This is a genomic window from Corynebacterium sp. CTNIH16 (genome assembly GCF_032821655.1).
In the GTDB taxonomy this organism is placed as follows: domain Bacteria; phylum Actinomycetota; class Actinomycetes; order Mycobacteriales; family Mycobacteriaceae; genus Corynebacterium; species Corynebacterium marquesiae.
This window is the reverse complement of record NZ_JAVBIG010000005.1, coordinates 190151-201498: the sequence shown is the minus strand read 5'-3', so window position 1 is coordinate 201498 and position 11348 is coordinate 190151. Positions and strand designations below refer to the sequence as shown.

11 protein-coding genes and 1 pseudogene are annotated in these 11348 nt (G+C 56.3%); 6 read left to right on the top strand and 6 right to left on the bottom strand.

The features are described from left to right. Nucleotides 1-558, bottom strand: a pseudogene (locus RAE04_RS06820) (transposase); the annotation flags it as partial. A gap of 112 nt (nt 559-670) precedes the next feature. Here RAE04_RS06820 and RAE04_RS06815 point away from each other — a divergent pair. From RAE04_RS06815 to RAE04_RS06800, 4 genes are all read left to right on the top strand, one after another. Beyond that, nucleotides 671-1534, top strand: coding sequence for an aldo/keto reductase (locus tag RAE04_RS06815; RefSeq protein WP_284811075.1), 864 nt, complete (start codon nt 671-673; stop codon nt 1532-1534). A gap of 289 nt (nt 1535-1823) precedes the next feature. Further along, nucleotides 1824-2171, top strand: a complete 348-nt coding sequence (locus RAE04_RS06810; RefSeq protein WP_284792254.1) for a DUF485 domain-containing protein — start codon at nt 1824-1826, stop codon at nt 2169-2171. Continuing rightward, nucleotides 2171-3814 carry a cation acetate symporter gene (locus RAE04_RS06805; RefSeq protein ID WP_317026854.1) on the top strand — a complete coding sequence of 548 codons (1644 nt, stop codon included), beginning with the start codon at nt 2171-2173 and terminating at the stop codon, nt 3812-3814. The genes RAE04_RS06810 and RAE04_RS06805 overlap by 1 nt, the downstream gene beginning before the upstream one ends. A 39-nt stretch (nt 3815-3853) precedes the next feature. Beyond that, nucleotides 3854-4876 (top strand): hypothetical protein, encoded by a 1023-nt coding sequence (locus tag RAE04_RS06800; protein ID WP_317026853.1) that lies wholly within the window; start codon nt 3854-3856, stop codon nt 4874-4876. 2 nt (nt 4877-4878) lie between these two features. Here the strand turns inward: RAE04_RS06800 and RAE04_RS06795 are convergent, their stop codons facing one another. From RAE04_RS06795 to RAE04_RS06775, 5 genes are all read right to left on the bottom strand, one after another. Further along, nucleotides 4879-5871 carry a DUF1906 domain-containing protein gene (locus RAE04_RS06795; protein WP_317026852.1) on the bottom strand — a complete coding sequence of 331 codons (993 nt, stop codon included), beginning with the start codon at nt 5869-5871 and terminating at the stop codon, nt 4879-4881. A 113-nt stretch (nt 5872-5984) separates the two neighbouring features. Continuing rightward, a complete protein-coding gene (locus tag RAE04_RS06790) occupies nt 5985-6293 on the bottom strand; it encodes an OsmC family protein (protein WP_317026851.1) in 309 nt (102 codons plus the stop codon). Between the two features lie 327 nt (nt 6294-6620). After that, nucleotides 6621-7649, bottom strand: coding sequence for an ABC transporter ATP-binding protein (locus RAE04_RS06785; RefSeq protein ID WP_317026850.1), 1029 nt, complete (start codon nt 7647-7649; stop codon nt 6621-6623). 2 nt (nt 7650-7651) lie between these two features. Next, on the bottom strand, nt 7652-9268 hold the full coding sequence (locus RAE04_RS06780; RefSeq protein WP_408933137.1) for an ABC transporter permease: 1617 nt from the start codon (nt 9266-9268) through the stop codon (nt 7652-7654). 6 nt (nt 9269-9274) lie between these two features. Further along, entirely contained in the window at nt 9275-10306 is a 1032-nt protein-coding gene (locus RAE04_RS06775; RefSeq protein WP_150851335.1) for an ABC transporter substrate-binding protein, read from the bottom strand. Between the two features lie 325 nt (nt 10307-10631). Here RAE04_RS06775 and RAE04_RS06770 point away from each other — a divergent pair, with 325 nt between their 5' ends. Together RAE04_RS06770 and RAE04_RS06765 are read left to right on the top strand one after the other, a co-directional pair. Continuing rightward, complete coding sequence (locus tag RAE04_RS06770) at nt 10632-11078, top strand: DUF2871 domain-containing protein (RefSeq protein WP_317026848.1); 447 nt, start codon at nt 10632-10634, stop codon at nt 11076-11078. Nucleotides 11079-11080: 2 nt separating this feature from the next. Continuing rightward, on the top strand, nt 11081-11260 hold the full coding sequence (locus tag RAE04_RS06765) for a hypothetical protein (protein ID WP_317026847.1): 180 nt from the start codon (nt 11081-11083) through the stop codon (nt 11258-11260). Nucleotides 11261-11348 lie beyond the last annotated feature (88 nt).

Sequence of the window (11348 nt, the reverse complement as noted above, 5' to 3'; positions counted from 1 at the left end):
CCCGCGGCATACCGGCTGCCTCTAGGAGGTACTCCAAGCGGTGGTGAGACTTGAGGATGACGATCGCTTGGACTTTCAGGCGTGTCCCTGATTCCTCAAGTCCCGCAATTTTTTTAGGTAGGCATTTTCGGCCCGCAACCGTTCGTTTTCGCGACGTAGCTTATCTTCTTCAGAAAGCACTTTCGGCTTAGCTGAACCTTTAGGCCTGCCCTTCGGCTTCGGTTTTAAGGCGTCATCGCCGCCTTTGCGCCATTTCCGCGACCAATACCCAACCACTTGGTCTGACGACAGGCCAAACTCACGGGCAAGACTCATCTTTGACTCGCCAGTGAGATGGCGTTGGACAACTTCCTTTTTGATCTCGAAAGAGTACTGCTGCTTTGAAGGCTTTTCCACAAGACACAGCTTGCCATGGAGCAAGAACCGACGAAACAAAGCACGAACTGGATAAACACCAACACCGGCATGATGGGCTGCAGCCCAGTAACTACAACCCTGCTCGAAAAGAGCCACCAATTCTTCCCGCTGCCCCGCCGACAACGAACTACGTGTATGCATACAACTGCTCCCCACTAGTAGGTAACTGATTTCTCAGTCCAACTAATGGGGAGCAGTTCAGTTTGCCCTGGGGTTTCGTCGTTTTCGGCGCGGTCAGAAAAACTGCGGCACAATGGAGGGTATGACTGTGCCAACCGTAACTTTCAATGATGACCGCGAAATGCCCCAGCTGGGCTTGGGTACGTACAAGCTATATGACGAGGAATGCATCCGCGTCATCCGCGAGGCCATCGATTTGGGCTACCGCCACTTCGATACCGCCACGCTCTACAAGAATGAAGAGGCGGTAGGCACCGCCCTGAAGCAGGCAATGGATGCCGGCGACGTCACCCGCGATGAGCTCTTTATTACCTCCAAGGTATGGCACTCCCACCAGGGGGAGCACAAGGTGGAAGAGGCATTCCAGCAGTCGCTGAAGGATCTGCAGCTGGACTACCTCGACCTGTATCTTATCCACTGGCCGTGGCCGCAGGGTGGCCTATACAACGAGACCTTTGAGGCTATCGCCCGCCTGCAGGGCATGGGTCAGATTGCGTCCATTGGCGTGGCTAATTTCTACGAGGACGTGCTCAAGGACCTAATTTCCACCACCGGCATTTCTCCGGTGCTCAACCAGGTGGAGATTCACCCGGGCTTTACCCAGTCCAGCCTGCGCGCCTTCCACCACGATAATGACATCGTCACTGAGGCGTGGGCCCCGTTGGCGCGCGGGGTAGTGCTCAATAACCCAGTGATTGAGCAAGCTGCCGCTGACCACGAGGCCACCGAGGGACAGGTTGTCCTGGCTTATCTCATGTCTAAAGACATATCCGTGATCCCGAAGTCCGCGCGCACTGAGCGCCTGAAGGAAAACCTGGCCGCCACCGAGCTGGAGCTCACGGCGGAGGAAGTATCTGCCATTGACGCGCTAGAGGGCCAGGAGGGCTTTGGCCGTATGTTCAATGACCCGCGCGAATTCCCAGGCAACGAAGAGTAACGTCAACTGCAGATTAAGCCTCCTCACGGGGGCTTTTTCTTTTGCCAAGCGGCTGTTAACTATCTTTACAAGGGGTAAAAGATTCTTCTCTCGGGGGTAGTTTGCTAAAGATGTTATTCCAGTTCAGTGAAGCCTATGGGGTTAAAAGGGTGGGGAGTAGAAAGTTTTCTTGGCAGAGTTTACAACCTTGCAGAAAATGTTCTGTAACTTACAGATCAACGTGGATAGTGAGCAGTAACACACTATCTCGTGTGACCCAAGTTCCTCTCACCCAAGGAGACGATGCTCTATGAGTGACGTAGCTGCAACTCCTGTCTCGCGCCGCGAACCCACCGGTAGCGAGTTCATCGCGATGCGCGACTCCGCCAAGTTTGGCGAGCTGCGCCGCACCTACCGGAGTTTTACCTTCCCTATGACCGTGGCCTTCTTCGTGTGGTACGTGGTCTACGTTCTAGCCGCCGTGTTTGCCCCTGACTTCATGGCAATCGAGCTCGGCGGTGGCTGGAACGTCGGACTGGTTTTCGGCCTAGCCCAGTTCCTCACCACCTTCATTATCACGTGGATCTACGTGAAGTACGCCAATAAGAATATCGAGCCGAAGTCGGCCGCCATCCGTGAAGAGCTGGAGGGCAACTAATGACTATCACCACCCTTGCCGCCGAGACCTCCGCCGGCAACCCCATCCTGAATATTTCCATCTTCGCCATCTTCCTCATCATCACCATGGCGGTGGTGCTGCGCGCCGGAAAGACCACGAAGAAGGCCTCGGACTTTTATACCGGCGGCGGCACCTTCTCCGGACGCCAGAACGGTCTGGCCATCTCCGGTGACTACCTCTCCGCTGCATCGTTCCTGGGCATCGTTGGCGCTGTGGCGCTCAACGGCTACGACGGCTTCTTGTACTCGGTGGGCTTCTTTGTTGCCTGGCTGGTGGCACTCATGCTCGTTGCCGAGCCCATGCGTAACGTCGGCCGCTTTACCATGGCGGACGTCCTGTCCTTCCGCCTGAAGCAAAAGCCCGTGCGCGTGGCGGCGTCTATCGCCACCCTCTTCGTCACGCTCTTCTACCTCATCGCGCAGATGGCCGGCGCCGGCTCCTTGGTTGCGGTACTGCTGGATATCCACGAGTTCAAGTGGCAGGCCCTCGTCGTCGGCATCGTGGGCGTGCTCATGATTGTTTACGTCCTGGTCGGCGGCATGAAAGGCACCACCTACGTGCAGATGATCAAGGCCGTGCTCTTGGTGGCCGGCGTGGTCATCATGTGTTTCTTGGTCTTTATTGCCCTGCGCGGCGGCTTTAGCACTCTGTTTAATAACGCCATCGACATGCACGCCGCTTCCGAGCAGATTAAAGAGAAGGGCTACGAGGCCAAGGACATCATGGCCCCAGGCCTGCAGTACGGCGCCACCACCGCCACTAAGCTGGACTTTATTTCCTTGGGCATTTCCCTGGTACTCGGCGTGGGTGGCCTGCCGCACGTGCTGATGCGCTTTTATACCGTGCCCACCGCTACCGAGGCGCGCCGTTCCGTTACCTGGGCGATTGTCGTCATTGGTGCCTTCTACATTATGACCCTGGTCCTGGGCTACGGTGCGGCAGCACTGGTAGGTCCGGACCGCATTCTCGACGCCCCGGGCGGCGCCAATGCCGCAGCGCCACTACTCGCGCTCGAGATCGGCGGCTCCATCTTCATGGCGATTATTTCCGCCGTGGCCTTCGCTACCGTGCTCGCCGTGGTTGCTGGCCTGGCCATTACCGCCTCTGCGTCCATTGCGCACGATATCTACCATGCGGTTATCCGCAACGGCGAGTCCACCGAGGCTGAGCAGGTCCGCATCTCCCAGGCCACCGTGGTGGTCCTTGGCATCGTCTCCATCATCTTGGGCATCCTGGCCATGACCCAGAACGTGGCCTTCCTGGTCTCCCTCGCGTTTGCGGTGGCGGCCTCCGCCAACCTGCCGACCATCCTGTATTCCCTGTACTGGCGCCGGTTCAACACCGCGGGCGCGGTGGCCTCCATGTACACCGGCGTGGTGTCCTGCCTGGTGCTCATCTTCTTCTCCCCGGCAGTCTCCGGTTCTGAGACCTCCATGTTCCCAGGCGCGGACTGGGCCATCTTCCCGCTCTCCTCGCCGGGCTTGGTCTCCATCCCGCTGTCCTTCTTCGTTGGCTGGTTGGTCTCCATCATGACCAAGCCGGATAACTTTGAGGAGCTTTCCGCAGAGATGGAAGTTCGCTCCCTTACCGGCGTGGGCGTGGAGGCACCTGTGCAGCATTAATTGCCTAGATAGTGCACTCAACCGGTAACATATATCGACGTGTTTAAAACGTCGTTGAACCGCAAGGCGGCATCAGTTAAGGCTGGTGCCGCTTTGGCCGTATGCATGCTCGCCTTGACCACCACCGCGTGCAGCAATAGCGAGCGTGAAAGCGACGCGCTTGCCGACGCCCCCTCGGCCGCACCAGACACCAACCGCGACGTCCCACCAGAAACCAATGAGTTTCTAGAAGGTGATGAGGGGCGCTCGGTTACCTATATCCGCCTGCACGATGGCATGCACATGGGCTCTGCCTCGGAGCACGAGGCCCGCCCGGCGCTCAGCCTCATCAAGCTCTACATCGCCACCTACGTCATGGAAAAGGGCGAGTACGAAGACAAATATGAGGCGCTGGATATGATCGCTAGCTCCTCCGATAAGTCCGCCGAAGACCTCTTTGACAAGTATCCGGATTCCATCGACGCGATTGCCGATGAATTCCACCTCGAATCCACCAAGGCGGGCGAGCAATGGGGCTACTCGCAAACCTCCACGTATGACGTAGCCAGCTTCATCTCGCAGCTCATTGAGCGCGATGAAACCCACCCAGTGCTGGTAGCTATGGCCCATGCCGATCCCATCTCGGAGGATGGCTACCGCCAGGATTACGGCACAGCCAAGCTCTCTAACGTGGTAGGCAGCAAGTGGGGATGGTCTAATGACAAGTCCATTAACTCCTCGGTCTCCTTTGGCGAGAACTTCGTCGCCGCCGCTTCTATTAACGGCTCATCCGATGACCTCACCGACTACGTCAAGGACGAGGTGACGGGGAAGAATCTGGGCAAGGCCACCGAGCGCTTCCTCAAGTACAAAGATGGCGAGGACGTCCCACCGATCGAGACTTCCACCTCGGAGACTTCTACTACCTCCTCCAGTAAGAAGGACAAGGACGAGAAATCCGGCAAGGGCAAGAAGGAAAAGTCCTCGTCCAAAGAGCCCACTAGCGAATCCACCACGTCCCAAAAGAAGTCCACAGACAAAAAGAAGGGCTCGGAGAAAACCTCCGAGCCCTCTAAGAGGTAGTACTACCGCGCCTTTGCAACCGTTTCTGCGACGATCTTCGCTAGCTGACGAATCTGTTCGTTGCTCAACGTCTTGCCATTAAAGGTCACGCCATTGGCGGTGACCTGCGGAAGTTCTGGTAGCTCTGGGTGCTTGCTCTGCAGCTGCGAACTCAGCTGATTGACCAAGTCGGACGAGCCATTGCTCGGGGCGTTGGTCTGTGGCTGCGGCTTTGGCTGTGGCTTCTTGGTGGTCGGCTTCTTTGCCGGTGCAGGTGCCGCGGACTTGCCAGGCGTCCACTGGCCCCAGTCTTCGGCGTAGACCTCATTGACGTCAACGATGACGCCGCCAATGGTCTGCTGTTTGCCGTGTGGCAGCTGGTGGATAGTGGTGCGCGGGTGAATCTTGCCGTTGGAACCCCAGTCATGCATCCAGAAGTACTTGCCGATGCCGTCCTGGATCGCCCACTCGATGGTGTTGTAGTTGCCGTAGATCCCCGTCTGGTAGCCAGCCAGTTCCAGCGTTTTGGAGAATGCCTGCAGGTACGGGCGAATTTGGCGGGTGTACTGCTCGCGGGTGGGGTTATCGTCGATGGCGATGTAGATCGGGCGGTTGGTGGGACCGCCTGCCTTTTTGTGCAGCGCAATCGCCTTCGGTGCGTGTACTGCCGCACCTGCTGCACCTTGCTTCCAATCGGCGGTTTCCGCACGACCAAATTGGTAGACCGACGCCGTGGGCAGGCCTGCTGCTGCATTGGCCTTAGTCTCCTTGAGGGTTACCGGCTTGCCGGTCATCCAGGCCGCGCCGGGGCGCTTGTCGGAGACGTAGCGAATCGCGCCCATGTGGCCGGCATTCTTAATTGCCTGCGGGGAAGGTACGCCGGCGGAGAAATCAATGATTGTGCCGCGCACCGGTCCGAGTGCCGCTGCATTCGGTGCGGCAGCGCCGATGGCGCCTGCGGTTAGGGCGAGAGCACCGACCTTAAAAAGACCGCGACGGGAGAAAGATGGTGACATGTTGAGCTCCTGCAGTAATCACATTTGTCACAGTAGTTAACAATTGCACCATAGCAGCGGGTCTGGGGTCATCCCTGGAGCGAAACCGCTTGTCGCACAATTACACCGGGAAACTATTTCGAGTCGTTGCTGAACTTCACCCGCGTGGGGTTCTCAACCGTGCGCGATACCGTGCAGTCCTTCTCGTGGGAGCTGCGAATCAGGTTGTCCACCATCCTACGGGCTTGGTTGCCCTCGGGCGTATCTGGGAAAGATAGATCAAAGCCCACGTGAACCTCGGACAGATGAGATGCGCCATCTTCGTTTATGCGGTCACCTTCCACATGCACGTCAAACGCCTTTGGCTCCGCGCGCCGGGAGTTTACGATGTCTACGTTCACTGTGGAACATTCCGCGACGGTCACCAGCAGGTGCTCCTCCAACGATAACTAGTCTTTCCCAGCGGACTAGCGGGATGCTGGCGTCATCCGGATTGTTGGCGCGGTATATCGAAATTTCTACGCCGTTAAGGTCAATGGAAGATTGCTTAGTGCTCTCACTTATGGCTTAGAGCTCAAGCGGATTCAGACAATATACGACACTGCCTTCTGAGAGCATGGTGATGAAGATGGGTGTGATAACCAGCGTTCCGTGTCGGCTGTGATCGGTATTAGCCTAAAATTTTTTGCTTAAGACGGCGGGTGTAACCGCTGCAAAACGGCGGCACCGTGCAATCGCTGAGCTGGTCATAGTTCTTGCGGGGTGGTGATCTAAAAAACCAAGGGCGGCGCGAAGCGGATGCGCACCGTTTGTCCCATCGCTGGCTTATCGTCCGCGGTGGTGCGGAATGTGGTTCCCGATCCGTGGGTGGCGGTAACGGAGTAGTGGCCGGCTTCGTAAATGGCAGAGTCAACTACTGCTGGAACCGTGGCACCTGGATGGTTTTCCTCCACGATTGTTGCGTGGTGCGGTAAGATGGCGGCCTTAGTACCTTCGCCCCGCACGGAGACTTCACTCAATGGCCAAGAAATGCCAAGGGTTGGGCACTCGACGCGGCCTCCTGAGATAGCGGCCTGGACTATTGTGGCATCCGCAATAAATCCCGCGACCAGCGGGCTTGCGGGATTTTCCAGCAGCTGTTGTGGGGTAGCAATCTGCTGGATTTCGCCGCCATCTAGAACCACGACTCTATCTGCGATTGCCAGCGCCTCGGCGCGATCGTGGGTGACGTGCACCGTGGTTAGGCGTTGCTTTTGCGTCAGGGTTACCAGCTCGCGGCGCAAATTATCGCGCAATGGTTCATCGAGGGCTGAAAGAGCTTCATCCAGTAATAAAACCTTGGGATTAGCAACGATCGCCCGGGCCAGCGCAACGCGCTGGCGCTGCCCACCAGAAAGGCTGTCCGGAGTACGGTTCTCGAATCCTGGCAGGCCCACGAGAGCTAAAGTCTCAGAAATGCGCTCTTCGCGCTCGGGCTTTGTTACTTTCGCCTGGCGCAACGGGTAGCCAACATTGTCTTTAACAGACATGTGCGGCCAGATCGCGTGCTGTTGGAAGACCATGCCGATGCTGCGTTTCTCGGGAGGAATAGCAGTCATCTGCCGGCCATCTATGTAAAGCTCACCTGACGATGGAGAAATAAAACCAGCGATGGTGCGTAAGAGCGTGGTTTTACCGGAGCCTGACGGGCCAACGAGTGCAATGAGTTCCCCAGGTTCGATGGAGAGGTTGATATCGCGCAGGCCGGTGGTTCCGTCCGGAAAAGTGACCGTGAGGTGGGAAGCTGCAATTTTCGCCATTATTAAGTCCTTACCTTGGGAGCACGGATAGTCAGTGCGACGGCAATGATGCCAAGTAGCGCAAAGAGCAGGGCGAGTGCCGATGCCTGGTTATAATTTCCTGCCTGTTGCAGGTTGAAGACTTGGACACCCAGTGTTGTCGTTCCAGGTGCGACGAGGAGTACGGAAATAGTAAGTTCTCGAATCGCGGTCACCGCTACGAGCACCGCACCGGATATCGCCGCTGGAATGGTCATCGCGCCGGTGGTAGTAAATAGCGCCTTAAGCGGCGTGGCGCCGGAGATGCGCGCTGCTTCTTCCACGGTGACCGGGGTGCTTATTAGCGGGGCACGCACGGCCTGGACAACGAGTGCGGTAAAAGCACAGACGTAGGCGATAAGGATTATCCAAATGGTGTTATACAGCCCGGTATAGCGCCCGGCAATCAGCCAGGCGACACCGATGATAAGCCCAGGCAGCGCGCTCGGTAGCAGCGCAGAAAGGGTTAAAAGCGTATTTCCTCGTGCCTGAGTCCGGGTCACTAGAATTCCGATGACCCAACCAAGAACCCCGCAGATTATCGCGGCGGTTATTGACAGAAATGCGGAATTACTGAGTCCGTCGATGACGCGCGGGTTGGATAAAGCGCTGCTAAAGTTCGCCAGCGAGATGGTTTCTAAGGTAAATGGAACCCCAGGAGCTGGCAGCAATGCGCGGTAGGCCAAACCGAGAATTGGGCCAATGGAAATGGCGAGCCCGCACACCCACATGATGATCGTGACCGGCCAGCGCGCCGAATGCAGTGCGAAACGCGCCGGACTTCCGGAGTCATGTGTAGAAGACGAGTTTTTCAGGGAGGTGAGATAGTCCATGATTACTGCGCCGATTCCCAAAAATAAGAGGACAACGCCGATGGTCGAGACCACTTGTAAGGGGTTGGATACGGTGCCGGAATCAATGAACCGGTAAATCATCGTCGCGAGCGTTTCGAACCGAGCCGGCGAGCCGATAATAGCGGGAATGCCGAAATCAGCCAGATTAGCAATTGCTGTGAGAGTGAACGCGGACAATAGCGCGGGGCGCAGGAGTGGAAGGGTGACCGTGCGCAGAACTGCCATCACGGAAGCCCCAGATACTCGGGCGGCTAGCTCAAAATCGGGGGAGATGGAGCGCAAGCTTGAAGAAATGATGACATATGCCGTGGGAAAAGAATGGATAGTCATCAGCGCAATGACCCCGTCTGCGCCGTAGATATTCCATATTTCGAACTCAAAAAGCTTATTCAAGCCCTGATTCGGGCCGAAGAGTTGAATCCAGGCGATCGCTCCGATAAATGGCGGAACCAAGAGAGGCGAAAGCAAGAATAGGCGCAGTACCGAAGAGCCGTAGATATCTGTGCGGTCTAGCGCGATGGCAATAACGGTGCCGATGATGACGGCAGCGAGAGCCGAAAGCGCCGTGGTAAATAGCGAATTCCATGTGGCGATGCCGAGCCCTTGCTCTAGCAAGATGGGAATTTGGTTTCCGCCCAGTGCAAGGGAGACAACAAGGGTCAAAGGCGCGATGAACAGGCCAATGGCAATCAGCCACACGCCAACGCGTAGCGCGGATACGGAGGGATTTTTCAACAAGTGGGCCACCAAGAACTAGGAAGACACTGCCTTTTGGAATACCTCGACGGCGGCGTCTTTATCCTTGGTGATTTTCCCCAAGTCCTGGTCCATGAGCTCAATGTCTGTGAGTTCAGGGGTGCCTGCTGGGGTTCCCACGTCCTCACGCACCGGGAGGTACGACTGCTCGACGGCGATTTCTTGTGCCTTCTTTGAAAGCAGGAAGTTGATGTATTTCTGTGCTGCTTCTTGTTCCTTGGAGTCCTTGAATACGCCCGCAGGCTCAGAAATATACGGTGATCCTTCGGTGGGGTAGGCGAGGGCAACTGGGGACCCCTTATCCGCCAGGTCGCGGACTAAGTAATCGACGACCACGCCCACGGGCTTGGAACCGGAGGCGATTTCCTGGGAGGTAGGGCCATTGGACTCTGCGATCATCGGGGAATTCTTGCCCAGATTTTCGATCCACGCTTCTCCGAGAGCCGAATTATTCTTCCACGCAGAGGCGTTGAAAGCCGCTGCACCTGAGACCGCTGGGTTCGGCAGGACGAGTTTGTCCTTGTACTTCGGATCGGTGAGATCCGCCCACGAGGTCGGGGCATCCCCTTCTGCGATTTCGTCGGTGTTATAAGCAATTACAGTAGGGATTATGCGCGTGCCAACATAAAAATTCTCGTCGTCCTTGGCTTCGTCGATGATGTCATCGGAATCGACATCGGCCAGCTCAATGAGGTCGCCATCCTCGGCGTAATTTTCAAAGGTAGGCGCATCGGCCGCCCAGAAAACATCTGCTTCAATGTCGCCAGATTGCTTCTCTGAAGAGATGCGGGCGTTCAAATCACCGGTGCCAGCGCGGTATACATTGACCTCGATATCGGGGTATTCCTCATTGAAGGCCGCATTGATTTCATCGACCTTTTCTTCTGGTTCGGAGGTATAGACGGTTATGGAGGTTGAATCGCTGGTCGCCTGTGAATCTTCTTGGTCGGACGCAGGCTCGCCGCACGAAGTAAGAAGGACGGTTGAAGCAAGGGCTATGGCAGAGAGAGAAGTGTGCTTCGACTTCATCGTGGGAGTTCCTCCAGAGAGAGTAGTGATCAGGAACATCAATCTAACTGCACTGAAGTTAAGAAAACTTGGGATCGATGTAAACGTGCAGTAAATTTTTAGGACCCTTGAGTGGATGTTTGGAGGATGCGGTGGTTATTGATGAAATCCCTAATGAGGGTCGGCCTCCTCTTTATCTAATGGACCAAACAGTCAACCGACTGGTTGATTGCAGCTTCAACCAGCCCTGTGATTCAAAACGGGGACGAATGTAGAAAGATGAGTCTTTAGAGTATTTGATCCATCGCTTATCCAGCCGTGTCAACGGTGGGGAAGGAGAATGACCATGAAACCTTTGTATTGGGCATCCATTTTCTACCTCGTGTTGGGCTTGGGCGCTGGCGTGTTCTATCGAGAATTCACGCGTGCCAATGATTTCCCCGCGGGTGAGTTCACTCAGCTAAGCGTGGTGCACACGCACTTGCTAGCGCTCGGTTTCATGATGAGCCTTATCTTCTTGGTATTGGAGAAGGTCTTTGGTCTGTCGCACAACCGCGGTCAGTTCAATGCGTTCTTCTGGCTCTATAACGTCGGCGTGGTCGTCACCGTCGGCGTCATGATCTGGCACGGATGCCTGACCGTACTGGGGGAGGAATCGTCTGCAATGATTTCTGGTATCGCTGGTCTTGGACACATTCTCATCACGGTGGGCCTAATCGCATTCATTGCAGCGCTTGGCAATGCCATTAGCGAGACCCAAGAAGCAAAGTCTCAAGCTGTAGCAGGCGACTAACGATGACCGAGGTTGACACTGAAAAGGACGCAGCGCCTACGCGGCGAGACTGGATAGATCTCGCGGTTCTCTCCGTTGGCCTCGGCGCTATCGTCTTTGACGGCACTAATGTTGGTGTAGCACTGCCAGCAATCATACTGACGCCGATGGCTACTGCCTTCTTGATGCGTCCGCGTTCCTAGCTTTGGGATTTGACGGTGCGCTGCAGGTGCACCATGTCGCGAGTCAGGGCGATGCTGTAGAGTGCGAACCGCTTAAATTGACTGAGCC